Below are 22,656 nucleotides of genomic sequence, written 5' to 3'. Positions count from 1 at the left end.
TGCGGTTCCTCAGAAGTCGACCTTGGCGCTGACGCTGTAGAAGTCGCGGTCGTCGAGCGTGCTGTACTTGTTGCTGCCGAAGAAGTTGTTGTAACCGAACTCCAGGCTGTAATCGTTCAGGTAGCTGAAGGCCAGCGACAGGCCGACGGCCTTCTGCCCTTCCTGGAACGGGCCGCCCGGATCGTAGGAGTAGCCCTCCACGTCGTGGCGGAAGTTCACCGACGGCAGCATGTTCACGCCCGGCAGCACATCGCTGTATTCCAGGCCCGCGCGCAGGCGATAGCCCCAGGACCAGGGCGTGGTGAAGCCATCGTCGGTGCAGTAGCGGTTGGTCACGCCGCTGGCGACGGTACTGCATTTCGCACCGCTGAGCGGGGCGCTGCGGCCGAAGGCGGCGTTGCGTCCCAGGCGCTCGTCACCGACATCGCCCACGTGCACCACGCCGGCTTCGCCGAGCAGGGTCAGGCGGGTGGCGCCGAGCACGTTGTCGATGATCTGGGTGGCGGAGGTGGTCATCTGCCAGACCGGCTTGCGCTCCCAGCCATCCAGGGTCTTGCCGGTGGTGGAGGCGTTGGCCGGTACGTCGGTGATGGCTGAACTGCCGCCGGGGCCGGTGATCATCGCCACGTTCATGTCCGGGCCGTTGAGGGCCACCGGCATGTTCGGGCGGTAGCTCAGCTCGGCCGCCAGGGACGTGCCCCAGCCGGGCAGCGCGCCGTTGATGCTCAGGCCGTAGAGGTGGATGTCCTCGGGGAAGGCGGCGGCGTACACCGGCCCCTGCACGTGACCGATGGGGAAGTTGCCGGGTTTGCTGACGTCCCGTGCGGTGAGTTGCAGGTAGGGCAGGCGGGCGTGGTAGTTCACGTAGTAGAAGGCCGCTTCGGCATCGTTCAGCGAACTGATCAGGGTGCGCAGGGCGAGGCCCCACTGGCCCTGGTCGGACGGGTCCTGGTCGTCGCCGTGGCGGACGTAGAGGCCGCCGGCCTGCATCTGCGCATCGGTCTGTACCTGGCTCAGGTACAAGGGCCCGCAACCGGGCTGGATGGCATCGCTGGTGGCGAAGAAGGTGCCGCAGCCATCGAGCACGCTGGGCCGCCAGTTGTATTGGTAGAAGCCTTCCAGGTTCACCTTGTCGGTCAGGCCGAGGTTGAAGGAGAGCATCTCCACCGGCAGTTGGCCTTCCTTGATGTCCACCCCGGGCTTGTTGAAGGCGCTGTAGTCCAGCGGGTTGATCACGTTGATGCCGTTCTGGATCAGGATCGACTCGCCCCAGGACAGCACCTGCTTGCCGAGCTTGACGTTCAGCGGGCGCTCGGCGACGTCGAAGTCCTTCCACACGTAGGCGTCGAGGGTATCGAAGCCATGGAAGCGCGCCAGCTTCGGCCAGCCGCTGTCATCGAAGTCCTTGAAGCGGCCGTCGCCGGTCTCGTAGGCGTGGTCGTACCAGTACTTGAAGCGAACGAACGCGCCCTGCCCCTGGCCGTCCAGGCTGAAGTCGGTGAGACCCTTGAACATCTGCGAGATGGGGTCGCCCTTCTTGAAGTTCAGGCGGTTGTCGTCGGCGCTGACGCTGGTGCCGTCGGCATTGGTGATGTGCTGCGCCTGGATGGCGTTGGCATGGGTCATCATGTGCCGGTTCGGGTCCGCCGCGGACCAGCTGGCGCCCAGGCTCAGCGTGGTCTTGGTGGACAGGCTCCAGTCATCGTTGAGTTCGAAACTGGTCGCGCCCGCCTGGCTGGCGCAGCCCGCCGCGAGGGCAAGCAGGAGAGGTGTAGAAATGCAGTGTTGGCGCCGCCCCGCGGACGTAATGGGGGCGGAGGCCGGATGGATTCTTGTCATTATTGGCTCCGGATGGGATATACCGCGGAGCTACCATGACCGGCGCTGGCAGGGAGGCCTCAAGCACAGGCCGACAAAATCCGATCATCCCCCTGGCGGGGCGGGTAATCAGAAATGTCCGAGACGGAACTGCTTGGGGGTGATGCCGAAGCGCTTGCGGAACGCGCGGATGAAATTGCCGCTCTGGCGGTAGCCGATCCGCTCGGCGATGCGCTCGATGGGTTGGTCCGAGGAGCGCAGCCAGATGCGCGCCAGGCTCAGGCCGTCGCCGTCGGTGCTTTCCCGCGCGCCGAGCCACTGGCCGCGCAGGCTCTGGTAGAGAAATTCGTTGGCGCCCACCAGGGGCACCTGCAGCAATGACGAGGGCAGCGCCAGGCTGGGCGCAGGCGCGACCCGCCAGGGCACCTGCCACTGGTCGAGCACGGCGCCGCAGCGTTGCTGGGCGACGATCCCGGCGTCGATGAACACCGCTGCCGGCGCCTGGCCGACGCGCCGGGCGATGTTGCGGATCAGCGTCAGCAGCGCGGCATCGAGGCCGAAGTGGTGCAGGTCGTATTGCACCAGCTGCAGTGTCAGGCGAGCGCGGGCGCCGTCGTCGTGCAGCTGCGCTTCCACGCAGTTGGTCACCGAGGGCAGGTGCTCGCAGAACGCCGCCAGGCTGGCGCCGAGCGTGGGCGCCGAGTCGAGCAGGATATTGAGCCCCTGCAGGCAGTGCGTGGACAGGCCGTTGACCAGCTCGCAGCCGAACTGCGGGTTGCCGCTGGCCCGTTCGCACTCGCTCCACAGGCGCTCCACCTGCCCTGCCGGAATCCGTGCGCGGTGGTCCAGCAGCAGCGCTTCGGCGATGCCCGCGCGGCGGCGCAGCTCCGCCGGACACAGGCCCAGGTGGGCGGCGTGCAACAGGATGGTGCTGGCGAAGGCGCTGGAAGCGAACAGCAGGGACGACATGGCAGCGGACCGGTGAATGGACCGGTTTACTACATCAGTTTGCTCTGCTATCCATCAAATTCATTTATCTCAACACTTTGATGCATGGAGCGCATAGTGGAGCTGAGACAACTGCGTCATCTCATCGCCCTGGCGGATTTCCGCAACTTCCAGCGCGCCGCCGATACCGTGGGGCTGAGCCAGTCTGCCCTGAGCCGCAGTATCCAGGCGCTGGAGCGCGAGCTGAACTGCGGGCTGGTGGATCGCCAGAGCCGGGAATTCCGTTTCACCGGACAGGGCGAGCTGGTGCTGCAGCACGCCCGCCGCCTGGTGGCCGGCAGCCGTTCGCTGCGCAACGAGCTGGAGCAGTTCAACGGCCTGAATGCCGGCGAGCTGCGTTTCGGCTGCGGGCCCTACCCGGCGCAACTGCTGGTGCCGGAGGCGATGGCCGATTTCATTCGCGCGCACCCGGCCATCAACGTCGGATTCCTCATGGGCGACTGGGAGCAGATGGCCCAGTTGCTCAAGGAAGAGCAGGTGGAGTTCTTCGTCGGCGACGCCCGGGAATTCGCCGGCAATCCGGACTATCAGGTCGACTGGATGGAGTTCCGGCCGGGGCGCTTCTTCTGCCGCGCCGGCCATCCCCTGGCGGCGCGCTCGGCGCTGAGGCTGGCGGACCTGCTCGATTATCCGCGGGTGGGCACGCGCATTCCGCCGCCGCTGCGCAAGGTATTGGCCGAGGTCATCGGCGAGCGCGATTTCCACATGAACGTCGAATGCGCGCAGTTCGCGGCCATCCTGCACATCGTCGCGCGCTCCGACGCGGTGGGGCTGGCGGCGGTGGAGGCGCTGCATGCGCCGGTGCAGCGCGGGGAGGTGGCATTGCTGAGGATCGGCGACATTCCGCAGGATCGTCCGGAGCTGCGGCTGCACTACGGCATCGTCAGCCGTGCCGGTTTCGCTCTTTCGCCCGCGGCGCAGGCGATGATCGAGGCCATCCACGCGGCGGACCAGCGCTTGCCGCGCGGGGCCGCGGTGCGGTGAGAGGTCTTTTGTAGGAGCGGACTTCGTCCGCGATGGGTTTTCAGCGCGCCGGACGCCGATCGCGGACGCAGTCCGCTCCTACCGGATATGTCGTGCCGGGGCCGCCCTCTCCCCCACTCTAGCTGCGCGCCCCGCTCCGAAGGGAGGGAGCTGTCCGTGCCGGCTGAGGCCATGGGTTCCTCCTGCGCCGATCAGTCCCCTCTCCCTTCAGGGAGAGGGTTAGGGAGAGGGAAACACAGGCACAGACTTTCCGAGAAAGACAGTTGCACCCACCCTCGCTAAGAATCAGGGCTTCTGGGTGGCGCCCGCGACCAGCAGGTCGCCGTGCAGCTCGCAGTAGCACTCGTCGTTCCAGCCGTAGTGCGGATCGCGGCAGATCGAATGGCGCACCGGGCCGCTGGTGCCCGGCTTGCGGGTCTTCAGGCTATGGCGCAGGGCGGCGTAGATCGAGCCGGGCTGCGGCCAGTCGGTGCGCACCGGGCCTTCGCCCAGTTGGTTGCCGGCACGCAGCTCCGCTTGCAGGATGGCGTCGAGTTCCGGGCAAAGGCTGGCGCTGGGCTGTGATCGCATGGCGTTTCCGTATGGCGGGGGCAAGTGCAGTGCCCACCATTATCCATGCGGACGGTCAGCGCTGTGCAGTCATCACCCGCGGCAGCTTCTGCAGGCCGGCGAAGGTGCGCTGCACCTGGCGGATGGCCCGCTCCATGGCCTGCTCGAAGCGGTAGCGATTCTCCACATACAGGCACAGTTCGATGCGCACCGGCTGCTCCAGCGGCAGCGGGCTCTGGCGCAGGCCGAGCAGGTGGGCGACGCGGCTGGGCAGGGTCAGCCCATACGGGCGCTGGTCGGCGATCACGCGTGCCGCCAGGGCGCTCTGCAAGGTCAGCGCGATGTGCCGCCGCTGGCCGCGCAGACCGAGTTCCAGATCGATCGGCGCGAGGCCGTCGCGGCGCTGGGACACCTGGATCTGCGGCACCGCCAGGTACTCCGCCAGCGTGAGCGGCGGCTGCGCCAGGGCTTCGCCGTGGGCGAACACGTAGTGGTCGACGAGCAGTGGCAGCTTGCGCAGGCCGCTCTGCTGCGAGAGCGGCTGGTCGATGTCGATCAGCAGGTCCAGCTTGCCCACCGCCAGTTCCTGCAGCGCCTCGCGGCGGCGGCTCTGGTAGAAGCGCGGGTGCCAGTCGAAATCGGGGCTTTCCAGCAGCGCTTCGAGCAGCGTCGGCTGGAAGGTTTCCGGGCAGCTGATGCGCAGGCTGCGCGTGGTCGAGGCGGGATGGGCAGCCGGCGTGTGGCTGAGCGCTTCGCGCAGGCCATCGAGGGCGTCGCGGATCGACCCGGACAGGCGGTGTGCCACCAGCGTTGGCGCCACGCCCAGGTGGGTCTTGATGAACAGCGGGTCGTCGCACAACTGGCGCAGGCGGCGCAGGGCGTTGCTCATCGCCGGCTGGGTCAGGCCCATGGTCTCGGCGGCGCGGGTGATGCTGCGCTGGTGGTAGATGGCATCGAAGGCCAGCAGCAGGTTCAGGTCCAATTGGCGAAGATCGAGCATGACGGGTACCGCGGCTGGCGCTGAATCGAACGGCCGATGCTAGAGAGCGCCCTGCCCCGCGCCGCCAGCCGCACAGGACAATTTCCGATCACCTGCGGGGCTGGGCGACGACAGGGTCCGGGCATTCGCCCGGTGAATGCGCTTCGGTGCAGAGCGCCGGGCTTGGCATAGTGGAGGCCAACACTCGCGGGGGACGCGTCATGGACGAGTTCGAACACCAGTTGCTGGCGGTCAATGGCATCCAGCTGAGCCTCTATGCCTGCGGCCCGGCAGACGGCAAGCCGGTGTGGCTGCTGCATGGCTTCCCCGAGTGCTGGCATTCCTGGCAGCACCAGATGCGCGCCCTCGCCGCCGCCGGCTACCGGGTGTTCGCCCCGGAGATGCGCGGTTATGGCCAGAGCAGCGCGCCGCAAGCGGTGGACGCCTACGACGTGCTGACGCTCTGCGCGGACATCCAGGGCGCGATGGATGCGCTGGGGCACGAGCGCGTGGCCATGGTCGGCCACGACTGGGGTGCGCCCGTGGCCTGGCACCTGGCGCTGCTGGAGCCGCAACGGGTGGTGGCGCTGGCGACGCTGTCGGTGCCCTTCGCCGGCCGCGCCAAGCGGCCGCCGGTGGAGATCATGCGCGAGGTGTTCGCCGGCACATTCTTCTACATCCTCTACTTCCAGCAGCCCGGTCGTGCCGAGGCGGAGATGGATGCGGACATCGCCCTGAGCCTGCGCCACTTCCTCGGCGACAACGTGCTGCTGGCGCCGGCGCAATCCCCCGACGGCCGCCTGTTCGACGGCCTGCCCCCGCCTCCGGCGCACCCGGCCTGGTGCAGCGCCGAGGACTTCCGGTACTACGTGCGCACCTTCGAAGGGCGCGGCTTTTGTGGCGCGCTGAACTGGTATCGCAACTTCGAACGCAGCTGGCAGCGCACCGAGCCGCTGGCCGGGCGCAAGGTCGAACAGCCCACGCTGTTCCTGATCGGCGACCGCGATCCGGTCGGACGTTTCGAGGCCTACACCGTGCAACGCATGCCCGAGCATGTGCCGAATCTCGAACAGCATGTGCTGGAGAACTGCGGCCACTGGATCCAGAACCAGCAGCCGCAACGGGTCAACGCGTTGCTGCTGGACTTCCTCGGCCGCCATTACGCGGCCTGAGCCGGCTTGTGGGCGCGCGGCGCAATGCGTAAGGTCGGCTGGCCCGTTCCGTCGAGCCGCGCGCCATGAGCCACCCCGCCACCGATCCGTCCAACGCCTTCTATGCGCCGACCCTGCTGCCGGCCATCGAGGAGCTGTTGTCGCGCGGCGTCGCCGGCGCCGACCTGGAAGCCTGCTTCCACCGCACGCTGCTGGAGCTGCGTACGCCGCTGGTGCGGGTGCCGCTGTTTCTCTCCCGGCGCTTCTGGGACCTGGCCGAGCAGGCCAGCGGCGAGGCGGCCATCGGCCTGCTGGCGGGCAAGCGTTTCGCCTCGACCCTGACCAATGGCCTCACCTACCTGTTCGACGTGGCGCCGACGCTGGAGTCGGCCTGCGCGTACTTCTGCGAGTACTTCCCCTACTTCAACGGCTCGCTGCGCGCGCGGCTGCGCGAGGCGGACGGCGAGGTAGCGCTGGTGCTCGCCGAACAGGGCGCCCTGCTCTCCGGCCGGCAGAGTCGCGAGTACACGGTGGTGGGCATCTGCAGCCTGTTGCGCCGCAAGCTGCTGGCCAGCGGCATTGGCCAGGACCCGCTGCTGCGCATCGACCTGCCTGGCGCCGAACCGACCCACCTGCAGGCCTACGAGCAGGCGTTGCGGGTGCCCCTGCGCTGGGGGGCCGACGAGGTCGTGCTGCACCTGGCGCCGGACCTGTTCCGCCACCCGCTGTCGCCGGCCAATGCGGAGCTGGAGGGCATGCTGGTGGCGCTGCTGGAGCAGGCGCGCAGCCAGACCCAGCGCACCCTGCTGGACGAGGCGGCCGATTACATCGCCCGCGAATTGCCACAGGGGGCGAGCTTCCAGTCGTTCTGCGAAGCGCGTTATCTCACCGAGCGCACGGCCGCGCGCCGCCTGCTCAGCCATGGCTGGCGCTACAGCGAGCTGCTCGATGAGCAGCGCCGCCACCGGGCCTTGGACCTGCTGGAGCAATCGGCGCTGTCGCTGGCGCAGATCACCGACCAGCTCGGCTACGGCGATCTGCAGAGCTTCTCCCGTGCCTTCAGCCGCTGGTACGGCACCAGTCCGGGGGCGTGGCGCGAGAGCCTGCCGCGCTGACTCAGGCGGTGCGGCGCATGCCGATGTGGGGGATGTCGTCTTCCAGGTACACCTCGGTCACCGGGGTGAACCCGTAGCGCCCGTAGTAGCCCTGCAGATGCGCCTGGGCCGACAGGTAGATCGGCAGGCCCGGCCAACGCTGGGCGATGGCCTGCAGCGCCTGTTCCATCAACTGGTGGCCCAGGCCGGTGCCGCGGCCCTGCGGGGCGATCACCACGCGGCCGATCACCACGTCGCCCTCGTGGCGCTGCGGGTCGAGCAGGCGCAGGTAGCCGAGCAGCTGGCCGCCCTCTTCCACCATCAGGTGGCAGGTGTCGCCGATCAGGTCCAGGCCATCGACTTCCTGGTAAGGGCACTTCTGTTCCACCACGAAGACCTCGGTGCGCAATTGCAGGATGGCGTAGAGCTCTTCCTTGGTGAGGTCGCGGTGGTGCTTGCAGGTCCAGGTCAGGGCCATGGGGTGTTCTCTCCGATCATCGAGGCGGCGTCTTCAGAGCGGCATGGTAGCGCGCCTCACACCGGCGCGTGGAAGCGCAGCGTGGCCGAGCCGCCCAGGTGCCGGCGCAGGGCGTCGATGGCGACCTTCACCTTGGCCGGCTGGGCATCGCGGCGCGGCGTGACGGCGTAGATGCCGAACGGCGGCAGTGACCATTCCGGCAGCAGCCGCACCAGCCTGCCCTCCTCCAGCGCCTCGCGCACCTCCGGTTCGGGCTGGGCGGAAACGCCGAGGCCGTCGAGGGTGAACTGGCGCAGGGCGATCATGCTGTTGGCGGCCACCCGCGCTTCGAGTCGCAGCTTGCAGCTCTCCCCGTCCGGCCCGCTGAAGCTCAGGTAGGCCTGGTGGGCCACGGTGTTCAGCGCCAGCCAGTCCACGCCCTGCAGCTGCTGCGGATGGTCGATGGCCGGCATGCGCCGCAGGTAGGCGGGCGCGGCGCAGATGACGTTGTTCCATTCGGCCAAATGACGCGCCACCAGGCTCGAATCCGAGAGGCTGCCGACGCGGATGGCAAGGTCGATGCGCTGCTCGATCAGGTCGATCTGCTCATCGTGGAAGAACAGCTGCAGGCGCAACTGGCGATGGTTCTCCAGCAGCGGGCGCAGCGCCTCGGTGATCAGCTTGCCGGAGAAGCCCACCGGCGCGGCCAGGCGCAGTTCGCCCACCGGCGCCTCGCGCCATTCACCCAGGCGCTGCTCGGCCTCCTCGGCAATCGCCAGCATCTGCGCGCAGCTGCGGTAGAAGGCCTCGCCGGCCTCGGTCAGCGTCAGCTTGCGCGTGGTGCGGTGCAATAGTGTGACCTGGGCGTGCGTTTCCAGCTTGCGGATCTGCTGGCTCACCGCCGAGGGTGTCATGCCCAGCGCGTCGGCCGCCGCGGCCATGGAGCCGCGGGCGACCACGGTGGCGAACACCGCCATCCCGCGAAGATTGTCCATTGTGCAGCTCCGCTAACGAGTGACAGGCAACATAGCGGATTCTTCCCGGGAATGCTGGCGCGGATAAGCGAATTGTCCTCAGCAGCTGCGCGCAGCGAGTTGCCGGCTTCGCCGGTAGAGGATGGTGGTCGCGGTGAACCCGCAGGCCGCCGCGAACATCAGCCAGTAGGCCGGTGACGCCTTGTCGCCGGTGGCCTGGACCAGCAGCGTCGACACGGCGGGGGTGAAGCCGCCGAACAGGGCGGTGGCCAGGCTGAAGGCCAGCGAGAAGCCGACGACCCGTACGTTCTGCGGCATCACCTCGGTCAGTGCCGCGACCATGGCGCCGTTGTACATGCCGAAGAAGAACGAGAAATACAGCAACACCGCCAGCAGGCGCTCGAAGCTGGCAGCCTCGGCCAGCCAGTGCATGGCCGGGTAGGCGGTGAGCATGCACAGCAGGGAGATCCCCAGCAGCAGCGGCCGGCGGCCGATGCGGTCGGACAGGCTGCCGCCGATGGGCAACCAGATGAAGTTGCTCACCCCGACCAGCAGGGTCACGACCAGGCTGTCGGTGCTGCTCAGGTGCAGCACGGTCCGGCCGAACGTGGGGGTGTAGACCGTGATCAGGTAGAAGGTGGTGGTGGTCATCGAGGCCAGCAGGCCGCCCGCCAGCACCGTGGTCCAGTTGTCGCACATCGAGCGGAACACCTCGCCGGCGCTCGGGTGATGCCGGCGTGCGCGGAACGCCTCGGTCTCCTGCAGGGAGCGGCGGATGATGAAGATGAACGGGATGATCACGCAGCCGATGAAGAACGGAATGCGCCAGCCCCAGGCCGCCACCTCGCTGGCTTGCAGCCAGGCATTGAGGGTATAGCCCAGCGCGGCCGCCACGACGATCGCCACCTGCTGGCTCGCGGACTGCCAGCTGGTGTAGAAGCCGGTGTGCCCGGGCGTGGCGATTTCCGACAGGTACACCGACACCCCGCCCATCTCCGCGCCGGCCGAGAAGCCTTGCAGCAGACGGCCCAGCAGCACCAGCAGGGGCGCGAACAGGCCGATGCTGGCGTAGCCGGGCACCAGGGCGATGAGCACGGTGCCGGCGGCCATGATCGACAGCGTCACGATCAGGCCTTTGCGGCGCCCGACCTTGTCGATGTAGGCCCCGAGCACGATCGCACCCAGCGGCCGCATGAGGAAGCCCGAGCCGAAGACGGCGAAGGTCATCATCAGCGAGGCGAACTCGCTGTCGGCGGGGAAGAAGGTCTGGGAGATGTAGGTGGCATAGAAGCCGAACAGGAAGAAGTCGAACTGCTCCAGGAAGTTGCCACTGGTCACGCGCAAAATCGCGCCCAGCTTGGCGCTCCGGGTCTGTGTGGATGTATTCATCATGGCCACCTGCGGGGCTTGTTTTTGTTGTTGTTCAACGGGCGATGCGCGGCTCAGTCGTTGCCGGCATTGATCGGGTTTGGCTGGCGTTTCTCGATGGCGTACTTGAGCAGTGCGGCGCTGCGGAACAGGCCGTGGGCGAACTTGCTGTAGGGCATGGTCAGGAAGAACGCCATGACCAGGCCCAGGTGCAGCGCCAGCAGCACGCCCAGCGCGCTGGTTTCGCGGAACGCCAACAGGCCGAGGCCGCTGGCGCTGACCAGCAACAGCAGCGCGATGAAGCCGCGGTCCATCGGTTTCTGCTCGGCGTCGCCCTGGGCCGGGTGGCGCTGCAGATTGAGGTACAACAGCCCGGCTGGGCCCAGCAGCAGGCCGATACCGCCGGCCACGCCCAGCATCACCGGCAGGCTCAGCACCGGATACGGCGCCGCGACGCCCAGCAGGTAGTGGTAGAGCGTCGCCACGCCGGTGGCGGCGAAGCACAGCAGGAAACCGTAGAAGGTCAGGTGATGGAAGCGGCGGCGCCACAAGGTGAAACGGTCATCGGCGTTGTTGCAGCCCTGGCCGTGGCCGCCGTCCAGGTACTTGAGCCGCGCCACGCTGGAGACCGCTTCCGCTGCCGCGGCGGTCTTCAGCGCGGTGGGGGCTTCGGCGGGCGAGACGTCCCGCCAGAACCTGCGGATGCCCAGGGCCAGGGCGATGACGGCGAAGCCGAATACCGCGCCGAACATCAGCGCCAGGGTGTTGTGCGCGAAGATGCCGTAGAAGTTGCCGCCGGGCATGGCGGTGAACAGGTTGCCCATGGCCAGCAGGCTCAGGCACAGGAACAGCACCAGCCCGAAGCCGCTGGCGAGCGCCAGGGTCAGCCCGTTGCGCTGGTACAGGCGCCCCAGGGCGCGCGGCCAGGCGTATTCGGTATAGGTATCGAGTCGCACCTTGGCCATGGCCTGGGGCACGTTGACGGCGAATTCGTGCGGCGCGGCATATTGGCAGGCATGCAGGCAGGCGCCGCAGTTGTGGCACAGGTTGGCCAGGTAATGGATGTCGGCCTTGCCGAATTCCAGCCGACGGGTCATGGCCGGGAACACGGCGCAGAACCCTTCGCAGTAGCGGCAGGAATTGCAGATGCGCATTTGCCGGTCGACTTCCTGCTCCTCCAGGTTCAGCAGCGGAATGAGGTCGACGCCCGGCTCGGCAGGCTCGACCTGGCGTGGTTCAGGCAGTTGCGCAGTCATGGTTGATCTCGTCGAGGGAGTATTGGTAGCCGGCGGCTGCCGCGGCGCTGACGCCGGCGATGCGGCCGAATGCCGTGCCGATGGACATGCCGACGCCCGCGGTGTAGCCCTTGCCCAGCACGTTGCCGGCCATCATTTCGCCGGCCACGAACAGGTTGGGGCTGGGCCGCCCGGCGAAGTGCACGGCGGCGGTTTCGTCGGTACGCAGCCCCAGGTAGGTGAAGGTGATGCCCGGTCGCAGCGGGTAGCCGTAGAACGGCGGGGTGTCGATCGGGCGTGCCCAGTGGCTCTTGGCCGGCTGCACGCCCAGCGTGTGGCAATCGTCGAGGCGGGTGTGGTCGAACGTGCCGGCCTGGCAGGCGGCGTTGTAGGCGCGCACCGTCTCGACGAATGCCTGCTCGGGGAGCCCGAGCAGAGCGGCCAGCTCTTCCAGGGTGTTGGCCGCGGTGCCGGGAAACACCGGCGGCATGAAGCGGCCGAGGGTCTTCTGGTCGATGATCGAGAAGCCCACCTGGCCGGGTTGCTGGGCCACCAATCGGCCCCAGATCGCGTAGCGCTTGGGCCAGAAGTCTTCGCCTTCGTCGTAGAAGCGCAGGCCGTCGCGATTGACCACCACCCCCAGCGACACGCAGTCGATGCGCGTGCAGATGCCGCCGTCGTACAGCGGCGCACGGGCATCGATGGCGACCATGTGGGCCTGGGTGGGGTCGCCGATGCTGTCGGCGCCCAGGTCGATCATCCGGCGCAGCAGGACGCCCTCGTTGAAACGGGTGCCGCGGATCAGGAAATTGTCCGACGGCCACTCTCCCCGCTCGTTCTGCCCCCACGCCTCGCGCAGCCACTGGCGGTTGGACTCGAAGCCGCCGGCCGCCAGCACGCAGGTGCGCGCCTCGATCCGTTCGGCGCCCCGCCGCTTGCCGTCCACCTCGCGCGCGGCGACGTGCGCCGCGACGAAGCGATCGCCGTCCAGTTCGATGTCCACCACTTCGGCGTCGTAGCGAACCTGCACGCCCAGACGCTCGGCACTGCGGAAATAGGCGTTGACCAGCGCCTTGCCGCCGCCCATGAAGAACGCGTTGGTGCGGGCGGTATGCAGGGCGCCGGACAGCGAGGGCTGGAAGTGCACGCCGTGCCGGCGCATCCAGCTCCGGCAACGGGACGAGGCGCGGATGACCAGGCGCGCGAGTTTCTCGTTGGTCACCCCACCGGTGACCTTGAGCAGGTCCTGCCAGAACTCCTCTTCGGGATAAGCCTCGACCAGCACGTCCTGCGGGGCGTCATGCATGCAGCGCAGGTTGCGGGTGTGCTGCGAGTTGCCGCCGCGCCAGGCCTTGGGGGCGGCCTCCAGCAGCAGCACGCTGGCGCCCGCCTCGCGTGCCATCAGGGCGGCACACAGGGCGGCGTTGCCACCGCCGATTACCAGTACATCGATCATCTTCGCTCCTCGGTCGCAACGGGCGTGAACGAGGAGCCCTTGCGGATGAGGAGAACGTAATGCCGGCCGCCGGGGCCAGAAAGGCGATCTGGCGCAGGGGGTCTTCAGTTTTTCTAAAGGGTTGGTGGGGCGTTAGCAGCTGCTATCGGCGATCCAGGCAGCCCCGGGCCACTGTTGCCCGGCAACCAGTTGGCGGGCCACGTCGATGATCACCCGCCGCGCTGCCAGGGCTGCCGGTGACAGCTCGTCGTCCGCAAGGCTGGCCAGCAGGTTGCGTCGGCCGACATGGGCATCGCTGATCTGCGCCACATGAAGCCCCTCCTCCCCCTTTAGCGCCGCAGCGGCCCCTGGCTGGATGGTGGCGGCATGGCCGGCTCGCACGGCGTTCATGAGCACGGCCAGGCCGTCGACTTCCATGATGATGTTGGGCACCAGCCCGGAGCGTTCGAAGGCGGTCATCAGTGTCGAGCGCAAGCCGTGCTGGGCGGTAGGCATGACCAGTGGCAGCTGGCCGAGGTCGGCCAGTTGCACGCTGTTCGTCCGCGGGGCATTGGCCAGGGTTGGCGCGCTGATCACGAACAGTTGTTCGTCGAGCAGCGGCGTCACGCTCCAGCGTTTGCCGCCTTCGAGCTGGAACAGGATGGCGAGATCGATCTGCCGGGCATTGAGCTGGGTGCCCAGGTGACCGGAGAGCATTTCCACGAGGTGCAACTGGATATCCGGGTAGCGTTCGCGCATGGCCTGGATGAGCGGCAGCGCCAGTACCGTCGCGGTGGTGGGCGGCAGTCCGACCGTGACGTAACCGCTCATGCGCCCGCGGTGGGCGGCCAGGACGGCATTGTCGGCCTGGCGCAGGCACAGCTGCGCGTGGTGCAGGAACGCCATGCCGGCCGGGGTCGGAGTGACGCCGGTGGCGGAGCGGTTGAGCAGGCGCGTGCACAGTTCGCTTTCCAGCTTGCCGATCTGCTGGCTGAGCGCCGAGACGCCCACCTCCAGTTCGAGGGCGGCCCGACCGAGGCTGCCGTGCTCGACGATCTTGACGAAGTAACGCAGTTGTCTGAGTTCCAACGGTGACGGTTCCCCGAAGAAGGCCATGGTCTGCTGTTCGCGGCCGAAACCCTTGCGCTGCAGCCGTCGCCGAAATGAAGCCCAGCCGGGCGCCCTGGTGCGACGATATACCAGCCCGAGCGTGCGCATGACCACCCGGTTTAGTAGCGCATCGGCCTGGGCTGGCTTGAATCAGGCACGGTACGACGTTCCGATGCGGTGCCTGCATTGTGAAGCTGCGCTAAAGAGTGAAAGGCGAAAAAGCGGGTTTTTCCCTTGATGGGCGGCGCCTAGGATGTCATCTCCCAAAATGGAGAAGAGAAACGATGCCTTCGAGCCGTGCCAACGTCCCCACCCCCGATGCCGCGCGCTACCTCAAGCGCCTGTGCAATCACTTCGCCCACAAGCTTCCGGTCGAACTGACCGAAGACCGCGGCGTACTGACCTTCGAATTCGGCACCTGCCGCCTGCATGCCACCGCAGAAGCGCTGCTGATGGACGCCGAGTCCACTGATGGCCCAGGCCTTGAGCGCCTGCAGAACGTGGTGGTCAGCCACCTCGACCGTTTTGCCTGGAAAGAAGGCCAACTGCCGGTGAACTGGCAAGCCGCCTGATTCCTCGGACGAAAAAACGAAAACCCGGCCACGGCCGGGTTTTTTGTTGCCTGGAAAAAGGCAGACCTCATCGGAACGCGGATGACCAGCTTAAGTTTTCCGGTCACGGCGTATTCAGAGATATGGAAGTAAGTAGTGAATCGACCAGGCCAATGAGTTTCGTTGTTTTGATCGAATTTTGATCAATGGCGAAAGTCAATACTTTGAAACATCTTGTAACCGTGTGGCCACTTTTACCCCGAGTTATCCACACGATCGATGCGCAAAATCTGTACAGAACGCCCTTTCACCCGAAAAGCCGCCTGGTACGGCCAGCGCTCCACCGGCAATTCCCGCACGCCGGGCACCTCGCTGGGCATGCCGCTGCTGCTCTGCTCCAGGTTCGCCAGCGGGCGAACCTGCTCGACGATGTCCTGGATGGCGCGCAGCGCCTTCTCCGGGCCGATCAACACGACGTAGTGGTCGTAGATGGCATCCAGGTCGGCGGCTGCCTTGTGCGTCCACTGCAGGCTCATGCCAGGCCCCACTTGGCTTCGATGACGGCGTGCTCCAGCAGATGGCCGGCATCGGCGTCCGCCACCCCTTCATCGATGGCCGCCACGTGCCAGCTCTGGCGCTCCAGGTACTGCGCCAGGGCCTGGCGCAAGTGATACGGCCGGTCCCGGTGGGTGGCGCGGGCCAACTGGTCCAGCGCTGCCACGAGGGCGTCATCGGCGCGAAATGAAACAACGGTGGTCACTTTTTGAGCAGTCACGTTTACGCTGTATACAGTGTTTACATCGAAGATAAAAGTATACGTATCAGTGACTTAGCGTCAATGAACGAATGCGGAGGCACCGATGGGCGGAACCTGTGAAACGGCTACGGAGCAGACAGTCCGGGGCTTGCAGCGTGATGGCTATGCCTTGCTGCGGGGCATCGTCGCGGCACAACAGGTGGCGGAACTGCGTGGGGCCATCGATGCACTGCAGCCGCAGCACTGGGACTACGAAGGGCTGGTGGATCATTACAAGTGCGTGTTCAACCGCGACCCGCTGTGGTTGCCCTACCTCGATCCGACCGGTGTGATCGAGCCGGTGGAAGCGCTGCTGGGCGCGGATTGCCATGTCATCGGCCAGACCGCGTGGCGCTGCCATCCCGGCTTCATCGGGGCGGAGATGCACCTGGATTACCTGCCCATGGCGCTGCCGCCGGCGTGCCTGGACGATCCGCCCTTCGAGCTGCCGGCGTTCGTCTGCACGGCACAGCTGTACCTGAGCGACATCGACGAGTCGCTGTGCCCGACGCTGGTGATTCCCGGCAGCCACCGAGCGGGCAGAGCGCCGCGCGCGGACGAGGATCAATGGCGGGGCCAGGGGGCGGAGCCGGTGCTGTGCCAGGCTGGCGACGTACTGCTGCTGCGCAGCGAGCTGTGGCATGCGGGCAGCCGCAACACCAGCCAGCGCACGCGCTACCTGCTGCAGACGCATTACGGCCGGCGCATGGTCGCGCAGAAGTTTTCGCCCTATCTGCGCTGGGCATTCAACCCGCAGGTGCTGGCGGCCTGTACCCCGCGCCAGAGACGCCTGCTGGGCGACCATGAAGCAGCGGAATACGATTGAGCGATCTCGCCACGGAGGAATGTCGATGAGTGATGTGCATACCGGAGGCTGCCATTGCGGCCAACTGCGCTACGCGTGCGATGCGCCACTGACGGACGTCGCCCATTGCCACTGTTCGATCTGCCGGCGCACCACCGGCGGCATCGTCACCACCTGGGTCACGGTGCCCCTGGCGAGTTTTCACTGGACCCACGGAACGCCGGCGCAGTACCGGTCTTCGCCTTCCTGCCTGCGCTATTTCTGCGGCAATTGCGGGGCGCAACTGGCGCTGTTCACCGACCACGCGCCGGATACGCTGGACCTGACCACGGCGACCCTGGACGAGGTTGCCACGGTGGTGCCGGACCGACACATCTGGGTGAAAAGCCGGTTGCCGTGGATTCATCTGGACGAGCAACTGGACGAGGAGTGGGAGGAAAAGCTCTAGCCGTCGCGGTCGCTCCCTGGTTCGCGAGCAAGGACTAGGCGTCCCCCTCGGTCCTACGAAGAGCGGCACCGTAGCCCCCTGTAGGAGCGAGCTTGCTCGCGAACGGCCTTTCCGGAGGCTGTCAGGGCAGCTCCAGCCCGCCTGACGCCTTGTGCAACTCGCGCAAATGCGCGCCGATCTGTTTGGTGTTGGCCTCCAGCGCGGCCAGCTCGTCGCGGCGCTCGGGGGTGAGCAGGGCGCGCACCTCGCGGTCGAGGTTGTCGCTGAGCTGGCGCAGCCGCTGCTGGCGCTGCTGGGTCTGCTTCTCCAGGGTGGCCGTTTCCGGCGCCTGCGGCAGGCCGTAGCCGCCGTCGAGCAGCTCTGCCGGGCGGCTGAGGAAGCCGCTGTCGTCGAGGATCTGTTGCAGCGTCTTGCCGGCCGCCGCGAGGTCCGGCTTGCTCTGCATGGCGTCCGGATTGCTCAGGTACAGGCGCTTGAGTTCGTCCTGGGCCAGCAGCAGCTGGCGGCGCAGCGAGGCCTGCTCGAGCAGCAGCAGGGCGGCGCTGGAGCGCAGGTCGGCCTTGTCGAACCACGGCCGGCGCTCGACGGCGGGGAGCGCCAGCCAGTCCTCGACCTTGTCCTGCGGGACGTGCATGCGCTGCTTGAGCACGTCGAACATGGCCTGGTAGCGGTCGCGGAAGGAGTCGAAGCGATAGCCCAGGCGCAGGGCTTCCCTGGGGTTGTCCAGCACGCTGGCGTCGGCGATGCCCTTGTTCTCCAGCAGGCCCAGCACGCCGTAGGGCGTGATGCTGTCCATGGTCTGCAGGCTCTGCCGACCGATGCCGCTGCGCAGCAGTTTGAGCGTCTCCACCGCGCAGTTGTTGGATAGGAAGTAGTAGTTGCCGTCGTAGCTCCAGTGGCTCTGCGCCGAGCGCTCCACCAGGCTGGCGACTTCCTCGCGACTGAGCTTGAGCGGGATCGACGCCAGGCTGCGCAGCTCGACCTTGGTGTACTCCTCTATCACCTGGGACAACGGCAGCACGAACAGCCGCGACGGGTAGGCGCCGGTCAGGCCGTCCCAGCTGGACAGTTGCAGGTCGCCAACGAAGGCGCGGTAGGAGAGCACCAGGTGCTGATCCAGGTCCAGGCGGCAGGCCGGGCCGCGCGGGCGTCCGGGCGCGCAGACCACCAGGCGCAGCATGGTGTGGCCCCAGCGGCTGGCGATCTCGGTGTTGGCTTCGGCGATCAGGTAGTCGACCTCGTAGACGCGCTCCGGGTCGAGATAACCCAGCGGCTGCCGGCCGAAGTCGCGGCCGGCATTGAGGTAGGCGTAGCGGGTCGAGCATTCGTCATGCGGGCGCTCGCCGAAGCGCGCCGCGTAGTAGCGGTACAGCGCCGGGCGGCGACAGGCAAAGCTGCGGTCGAGGAGGAAGTACTCCATGTTCACCGCGACATACTCGCGTGGATTGGTCAGCTCGTAGCGGTCCGGGCTGCGCAGCAGGAAGCGGTTGTGCTGCTCGCGCTCGCCGTGCTTGCCGGCGTATTGCGGCCAGCCGGCCAGGTCGAGCAGGCGCGGGTCGTCGGAGAGCGTGAAGCGCCGGCCGGTCTGCCCGCGGCATTCATCCGGCGCGCCGACTCGGCCCAGGCTCTTGTCGCGCATCGTGCAGCGGCGGATCACCCGGCCCTCGTCGGCTTCCCAGAGGCGCGCGCGGTCGTAGAGGTGGGTCAGCTCATGCAGCAGGGTGGCCAGCAGTTCGCGGCGCAAGGTGCCGTGGGTGCGGCCGGTCTGCTCGGTGGCGGCGCTGCCGTCGGTGAGCGGGCCAAGATAGCGGGTATTCAGGGCGATGGCGCCGGGTCGCAGGGTGCGGCCCATGCCGTTGCTGGGCAGGTCGTCGCGCCATTGCACCTGGACGCTGCGGTCCAGGCGCTGCACGAAGCTGTCCGGCAGGGTGTGCAAGGCTTCGTCCAGCAGTTGCTGGCTGGCCTGGCGCTGGGCGGCGTCCAGGCCGTCGGCATCTAGCTCCAGGCGGAGCGAGGCGTGGCTGCTGGCGGCGACGAGCAGTGCCAGGGCCGCCAGCCAGCGGCCAGCGCGGTGTCTCACAGAGCGAGAATGGCTTCGGCCAGGTCCTGGTCGGAGGCTTCGCGCGCTTGCGGCACCTGCTCGCGCAGCACCTTGAACGCAGCTTCCAGCTGGGCGCCGCGGATGGCGCCGTCGCTGCCGACGTAGCTGGCGGCATCGTCACGGGCTTCGCGGACGACCTTCATGTCACGCACGGAGGTGGTGGTGTCCGAGGTGAAGTCGATGCTGCGGGCGAAGGCGTTGGTGGTGATGTTGAACACGCGGACCACCGATTGGGCCTGGGCGGTGGACGCGCAGGCGGCGAGCAGCAGGCCGAGGATCAGGGGGCTCTTGGAAAGCGAGCTGAGGCGCATGGATGTCTCCGAAAGGGCAGCGGGGGCTGCTCACGACTTTATTTGGCAAGAATGGCTTCGGCCAGTTCCCGATCGTTCGCCGCCATCGCCGGATATTCCTGGCGCAGCCAGCGTAGCGCGGCTTCGAGGCGGGCACCGCGCAGAGCGCCATCGGTGGCCACGAACTGCGCCGCGTCATCGCGGGCGCCGCGCAGCAGCTTGTTGTCGAAGGGTGCGCTGGTGACCTGGCTGGTGGCGTAGCTGGTCGCAACCGGGAACTGGGTGGTCTGGTCGAACGCCCGGACGGGCAGGGAACAGGTCAGTAGCGGCAGCAGCAACAACAGGGTACGCATGGGCTCGGACGATCGGAAAAGCACAGCCGACAAGGCTAACGGAATGCGCGGAGGAGAGCCAGCGCAGAGCGCCGGGCGGAGCGCCCGGCGCGGCAGGGATGCAACGCGGAATCAGATGGTCAGGATGGCCTGGGCCAGTTGCTGATCGTTGGCGGCCAGGGTCGGCAGCTTGCTGCGGATGTGCGCCAGCGCGGCTTCCAGGTGCGCACCGCGGATCTGACCCTGGCTGGCGACGAAGGTGGCAGCGTCGTCACGGGCTTCGAGCACGATCTTGTCGTCCTTGAAGGAGTTGCTCAGGTCCGAGGTGCCATCGGAGGTGGCGCCGGTGGCGCGCACCGACAGGTCGGTGGTGTAGACGAAGCTGGTGGCGTAGGCGCCAGTGGCGCAGCCGATCAGTGCGGCGGCAGCGATCAGGCGAAGACTGTTCTTCATGGAGCGGCTCCGGATAAGGCCAGACAAGGTGGCCGGGGCGGCCACTCTAACTGTGCTCAAGACTAGCCAAGACTGACCGGCGTCACCAGCTTTCAACGCCAGAATGGTTTCGAGATTTCTCGCATGCGCTCGCTGGGGCTGATGCCCAGGTCTGCCAGCTGCAGGCTGGTGAGCTCGGCGAGTTGGCGGCGGGTGCGGGCGTTTCGCAGCCATTCGCCTACTACTGCGTGTAATCGGCGCAGCAGGGTGGCAGAGCGGGGTGTAGGCAGGTCGGGTGACAGTGCGCGTTCCATGGCGGGCCTCCTGGCGACCATAGTGGACGGTCAGTACAGACTCGCACTGCGCAACATGCTGTATCAGAGGCAGCAGAGGGATATTGAAGGGGTACAGCGAGGGAAAATGCAGAACTGTACCGGCGCGGTGGCGGGCGGCTGTTCTGTAACCAGCGAGGCGGGGAGGTGCAGGAATATGGTCGTTCAGAATGCCACAGGCCGCTCCAGATGAGCGGCCTCAGGCAAGCTACCAGTACAGTTTAGGCGAGCCTGGAGAGATTGGCTCGGTTGTACTGTTGAATCAGCGCCAGAACGGCTTGTTCAGTTCGGCGTAACGCTGGGCTTCGCTGATGCCGGCGTCGGCCAGCAGGCGGGAGTCCAGGCGGGCCAGCTGACGGCGGCTTTCCATGCGGCGCTGCCACAGGCGAACGGTGCCGACGAGGCCACGGTGGGCGCTGGAGGTGCTACGGGTGGTGCTCAGAGCTGCGGAACCGAGGGTACGTTCCATGGTGGTCATCCTTCTCGCTTGTGGCGAGTAGTCAGTTGCTGAATGGATTGAGCATATGATCTGACTTTTTGGTCAGGGATGACAGGTACAGTTGAGCTGTATTGTGGCTACTCACCCGATTGTAATTTTGAACTGTAATGGTCTTTTTCGGGGCGAACTGTATCGTTGCGCTCCATTCTGGTGCGCAATACATGAGCATCTGAGGTTTTTCGGAGGGTGCCGGCCAGGCTGGCCGCTGGGGAGCTGAACAGTTGAGGCGGGATAAAAATCTGTTCAGGAGTGTTTTTACGTGGTTTTTTTCCGGCTGTAAACCCTTGCGGGCCATTCATTGCTGAATGGCCCGCAAGGCAGCTGGAATCAGCTCGCTGCCAGCATGTGGCCGCGTTCTTCCAGATTGATATGCCATTCCAGGGCTTCGCGCAGGATGTGCGGAGTATGGCCGCCGCGCTCGCAGGCGGCATCGAAGTAGCGGTTCAGGGCATCGCGGTAGGACGGGTGCACGCAGTTGTCGATGATCACCCGGGCGCGCTCGCGTGGTGCCAGGCCACGCAGGTCGGCCAGGCCGACTTCGGTGACGAGGATGTCCACGTCGTGCTCGGTGTGGTCGACGTGGCTGACCATCGGCACCACGCTGGAAATGTTGCCGCCCTTGGCGATCGACTTGGTGACGAAGATGGCCAGGTGCGCGTTGCGGGCGAAGTCGCCCGAGCCGCCGATGCCGTTCATCATCTTCGTGCCGCCCACGTGGGTGGAGTTCACGTTGCCGTAGATGTCGAACTCCAGCGCGGTGTTGATGCCGATGATGCCCAGTCGACGGACGACTTCGGGGTGGTTGGAGATCTCCTGCGGACGCAGGACGAGTTTGTCCTTGTAGCGCTCCAGGTTGCCGAACACGTCGGCGTTGCGGCGGGTCGACAGGGTGATGGAGCTGCCCGAGGCGAAGCGCAGCTTGCCGGCGTCGATCAGATCGAAGGTCGAGTCCTGGAGTACTTCGGAGTACATGGTCAGGTTCTCGAAGGGGGACTCGATCAGGCCGCACATCACGGCGTTGGCGATGCTGCCGATGCCGGCCTGCAGCGGGCCGAGGCTGTTGCTCATGCGGCCGGCTTCCACTTCACGCTTGAAGAAGTCGATCAGGTGGTTGGCGATGCCCTGGGTCTCGTCGTCCGGCGGTAGCACGGTGGACGGAGAGTCCGCCTGGTCGTTGACGACGATGGCGACGATCTTCTCCGGCGGGATCGGGATGGCAGTGCTGCCGATGCGGTCGTCGACCTTGGTCAGCGGGATCGGCGTGCGGGTCGGGCGGTAGGTCGGGATGTAGATGTCGTGCAGGCCTTCCAGGTTGGGGTTGTGCGCGACGTTGATCTCGACGATGACCTGCTTGGCGAAGATCGCGAAGCTGGCGGAGTTGCCCACTGAGGTGGTCGGCACGATGTGGCCTTGCTCGGTGATGGCGACGGCTTCGATGACGGCGATGTCCGGCAGCTTGAGCTGGTGGTTGCGCAGCTGCTCGACGGTTTCGGAGAGGTGCTGGTCGATGAACATCACTTCGCCGGCGTTGATCGCCTTGCGCAGGGTGCTGTCGACCTGGAAGGGCATGCGGCGGGCCAGCACGCCGGCTTCGGTGAGCTGCTTGTCGAGGTCGTTGCCCAGGCTCGCGCCGGTCATCAGGCTGATGCGCAGCGGCTCCTGCTTGGCGCGCTCGGCGAGGGCCTTGGGTACGGCCTTGGCTTCGCCGGCGCGGGTGAAGCCGCTCATGCCGACGGTCATGCCGTCCTTGATAAGGGCCGCGGCCTGGTCGGCAGTCATCACCTTGTCCAGCAGGGAGGACATACGCACGCGATCACGGAACATGGGAAAACCTCGGGGCAGTAGGAAGTGCGAGGCCGCCAGTCTAGGGACTCGGCGATTTTTGGCTCTTATACCAAGGTCGAAAAA

25 protein-coding genes are annotated in these 22,656 nt (G+C 66.8%); 6 read left to right on the top strand and 19 right to left on the bottom strand.

The genetic code is table 11. The features are described from left to right. Positions 1 to 9: 9 nt before the first annotated feature. Both ACNFIA_RS02770 and ACNFIA_RS02765 read right to left on the bottom strand, forming a co-directional pair. A complete protein-coding gene (locus ACNFIA_RS02770; RefSeq protein ID WP_416782781.1) occupies positions 10 to 1,839 on the bottom strand; it encodes a DUF1302 domain-containing protein in 1,830 nt (609 codons plus the stop codon). A 108-nt stretch (positions 1,840 to 1,947) separates the two neighbouring features. After that, the gene (locus ACNFIA_RS02765) at positions 1,948 to 2,787 is read right to left on the bottom strand and encodes an AraC family transcriptional regulator ligand-binding domain-containing protein (RefSeq protein ID WP_416782780.1); all 840 of its coding nucleotides are present in this window, start codon (positions 2,785 to 2,787) and stop codon (positions 1,948 to 1,950) included. A gap of 96 nt (positions 2,788 to 2,883) precedes the next feature. Between ACNFIA_RS02765 and ACNFIA_RS02760 the strand changes: the two genes are divergently transcribed. Beyond that, positions 2,884 to 3,810: a LysR family transcriptional regulator gene (locus ACNFIA_RS02760; RefSeq protein ID WP_416782779.1), complete on the top strand. Its 927-nt coding sequence runs from the start codon at positions 2,884 to 2,886 to the stop codon at positions 3,808 to 3,810. Positions 3,811 to 4,095: 285 nt separating this feature from the next. Here ACNFIA_RS02760 and ACNFIA_RS02755 read toward each other — a convergent pair whose 3' ends face one another. Next, positions 4,096 to 4,380 carry a hypothetical protein gene (locus ACNFIA_RS02755; RefSeq protein WP_259758363.1) on the bottom strand — a complete coding sequence of 95 codons (285 nt, stop codon included), beginning with the start codon at positions 4,378 to 4,380 and terminating at the stop codon, positions 4,096 to 4,098. A 55-nt stretch (positions 4,381 to 4,435) separates the two neighbouring features. Then, complete coding sequence (locus tag ACNFIA_RS02750) at positions 4,436 to 5,359, bottom strand: LysR family transcriptional regulator (protein WP_259758364.1); 924 nt, start codon at positions 5,357 to 5,359, stop codon at positions 4,436 to 4,438. Between the two features lie 200 nt (positions 5,360 to 5,559). Here ACNFIA_RS02750 and ACNFIA_RS02745 point away from each other — a divergent pair, with 200 nt between their 5' ends. Then, complete coding sequence (locus ACNFIA_RS02745; RefSeq protein ID WP_416782778.1) at positions 5,560 to 6,510, top strand: alpha/beta fold hydrolase; 951 nt, start codon at positions 5,560 to 5,562, stop codon at positions 6,508 to 6,510. A gap of 65 nt (positions 6,511 to 6,575) precedes the next feature. Then, positions 6,576 to 7,604 carry an AraC family transcriptional regulator ligand-binding domain-containing protein gene (locus ACNFIA_RS02740; protein WP_416782777.1) on the top strand — a complete coding sequence of 343 codons (1,029 nt, stop codon included), beginning with the start codon at positions 6,576 to 6,578 and terminating at the stop codon, positions 7,602 to 7,604. A 1-nt stretch (position 7,605) separates the two neighbouring features. Here the strand turns inward: ACNFIA_RS02740 and ACNFIA_RS02735 are convergent, their stop codons facing one another. From ACNFIA_RS02735 to ACNFIA_RS02710, 6 genes are all read right to left on the bottom strand, one after another. After that, complete coding sequence (locus tag ACNFIA_RS02735) at positions 7,606 to 8,061, bottom strand: GNAT family N-acetyltransferase (protein ID WP_416782776.1); 456 nt, start codon at positions 8,059 to 8,061, stop codon at positions 7,606 to 7,608. A 56-nt stretch (positions 8,062 to 8,117) separates the two neighbouring features. Then, positions 8,118 to 9,035 (bottom strand): LysR family transcriptional regulator, encoded by a 918-nt coding sequence (locus tag ACNFIA_RS02730; RefSeq protein WP_416782775.1) that lies wholly within the window; start codon positions 9,033 to 9,035, stop codon positions 8,118 to 8,120. 78 nt (positions 9,036 to 9,113) lie between these two features. Then, a complete protein-coding gene (locus ACNFIA_RS02725; protein ID WP_416782774.1) occupies positions 9,114 to 10,406 on the bottom strand; it encodes an MFS transporter in 1,293 nt (430 codons plus the stop codon). Positions 10,407 to 10,456: 50 nt separating this feature from the next. After that, complete coding sequence (gene tcuB, locus ACNFIA_RS02720) at positions 10,457 to 11,638, bottom strand: tricarballylate utilization 4Fe-4S protein TcuB (RefSeq protein ID WP_416782773.1); 1,182 nt, start codon at positions 11,636 to 11,638, stop codon at positions 10,457 to 10,459. After that, on the bottom strand, positions 11,619 to 13,073 hold the full coding sequence (gene tcuA, locus ACNFIA_RS02715; protein ID WP_416782772.1) for an FAD-dependent tricarballylate dehydrogenase TcuA: 1,455 nt from the start codon (positions 13,071 to 13,073) through the stop codon (positions 11,619 to 11,621). Before tcuA ends, tcuB begins: the two co-directional genes overlap by 20 nt. 132 nt (positions 13,074 to 13,205) lie before the next feature. Further along, a complete protein-coding gene (locus ACNFIA_RS02710; RefSeq protein ID WP_416782771.1) occupies positions 13,206 to 14,141 on the bottom strand; it encodes a LysR substrate-binding domain-containing protein in 936 nt (311 codons plus the stop codon). A 305-nt stretch (positions 14,142 to 14,446) separates the two neighbouring features. Between ACNFIA_RS02710 and ACNFIA_RS02705 the strand changes: the two genes are divergently transcribed. Further along, entirely contained in the window at positions 14,447 to 14,734 is a 288-nt protein-coding gene (locus ACNFIA_RS02705; protein ID WP_416782770.1) for a DUF2218 domain-containing protein, read from the top strand. A 233-nt stretch (positions 14,735 to 14,967) separates the two neighbouring features. On the opposite strand, the gene ACNFIA_RS02700 is transcribed toward ACNFIA_RS02705, so the two are convergent. Both ACNFIA_RS02700 and ACNFIA_RS02695 read right to left on the bottom strand, forming a co-directional pair. After that, positions 14,968 to 15,249, bottom strand: a complete 282-nt coding sequence (locus tag ACNFIA_RS02700) for a type II toxin-antitoxin system RelE/ParE family toxin (RefSeq protein ID WP_259758374.1) — start codon at positions 15,247 to 15,249, stop codon at positions 14,968 to 14,970. Continuing rightward, entirely contained in the window at positions 15,246 to 15,473 is a 228-nt protein-coding gene (locus ACNFIA_RS02695) for a CopG family ribbon-helix-helix protein (RefSeq protein WP_259758375.1), read from the bottom strand. Before ACNFIA_RS02695 ends, ACNFIA_RS02700 begins: the two co-directional genes overlap by 4 nt. Positions 15,474 to 15,573: 100 nt before the next feature. Between ACNFIA_RS02695 and ACNFIA_RS02690 the strand changes: the two genes are divergently transcribed. Both ACNFIA_RS02690 and ACNFIA_RS02685 read left to right on the top strand, forming a co-directional pair. Continuing rightward, positions 15,574 to 16,335: a phytanoyl-CoA dioxygenase family protein gene (locus ACNFIA_RS02690; RefSeq protein WP_416782769.1), complete on the top strand. Its 762-nt coding sequence runs from the start codon at positions 15,574 to 15,576 to the stop codon at positions 16,333 to 16,335. A 25-nt stretch (positions 16,336 to 16,360) separates the two neighbouring features. Further along, the gene (locus ACNFIA_RS02685) at positions 16,361 to 16,762 is read left to right on the top strand and encodes a GFA family protein (protein ID WP_259758376.1); all 402 of its coding nucleotides are present in this window, start codon (positions 16,361 to 16,363) and stop codon (positions 16,760 to 16,762) included. Between the two features lie 121 nt (positions 16,763 to 16,883). On the opposite strand, the gene ACNFIA_RS02680 is transcribed toward ACNFIA_RS02685, so the two are convergent. The 7 genes from ACNFIA_RS02680 to ACNFIA_RS02650 form a co-directional block, all read right to left on the bottom strand. Then, positions 16,884 to 18,842 carry a DUF4105 domain-containing protein gene (locus ACNFIA_RS02680; protein ID WP_416782768.1) on the bottom strand — a complete coding sequence of 653 codons (1,959 nt, stop codon included), beginning with the start codon at positions 18,840 to 18,842 and terminating at the stop codon, positions 16,884 to 16,886. Next, entirely contained in the window at positions 18,839 to 19,174 is a 336-nt protein-coding gene (locus ACNFIA_RS02675) for a DUF2388 domain-containing protein (protein ID WP_017517696.1), read from the bottom strand. Before ACNFIA_RS02675 ends, ACNFIA_RS02680 begins: the two co-directional genes overlap by 4 nt. A 38-nt stretch (positions 19,175 to 19,212) precedes the next feature. Beyond that, positions 19,213 to 19,506 (bottom strand): DUF2388 domain-containing protein, encoded by a 294-nt coding sequence (locus tag ACNFIA_RS02670; RefSeq protein WP_259758380.1) that lies wholly within the window; start codon positions 19,504 to 19,506, stop codon positions 19,213 to 19,215. A 111-nt stretch (positions 19,507 to 19,617) separates the two neighbouring features. Continuing rightward, positions 19,618 to 19,938 carry a DUF2388 domain-containing protein gene (locus ACNFIA_RS02665; protein WP_081518914.1) on the bottom strand — a complete coding sequence of 107 codons (321 nt, stop codon included), beginning with the start codon at positions 19,936 to 19,938 and terminating at the stop codon, positions 19,618 to 19,620. 92 nt (positions 19,939 to 20,030) lie between these two features. After that, positions 20,031 to 20,231: a DUF1127 domain-containing protein gene (locus tag ACNFIA_RS02660; protein WP_416782767.1), complete on the bottom strand. Its 201-nt coding sequence runs from the start codon at positions 20,229 to 20,231 to the stop codon at positions 20,031 to 20,033. 280 nt (positions 20,232 to 20,511) lie between these two features. Further along, positions 20,512 to 20,718 (bottom strand): DUF1127 domain-containing protein, encoded by a 207-nt coding sequence (locus tag ACNFIA_RS02655; RefSeq protein ID WP_015474893.1) that lies wholly within the window; start codon positions 20,716 to 20,718, stop codon positions 20,512 to 20,514. Between the two features lie 357 nt (positions 20,719 to 21,075). Continuing rightward, positions 21,076 to 22,572: an acetyl-CoA hydrolase/transferase family protein gene (locus tag ACNFIA_RS02650; RefSeq protein WP_416782766.1), complete on the bottom strand. Its 1,497-nt coding sequence runs from the start codon at positions 22,570 to 22,572 to the stop codon at positions 21,076 to 21,078. Positions 22,573 to 22,656 lie beyond the last annotated feature (84 nt).

The sequence above is a fragment of the Pseudomonas sp. NY15437 genome (genome assembly GCF_048068435.1).
Lineage (GTDB): Bacteria > Pseudomonadota > Gammaproteobacteria > Pseudomonadales > Pseudomonadaceae > Pseudomonas > Pseudomonas nitroreducens_B.
The sequence above is the reverse complement of the archived record's forward strand: the minus strand, read 5'-3'. Positions and strand labels throughout refer to the sequence as shown.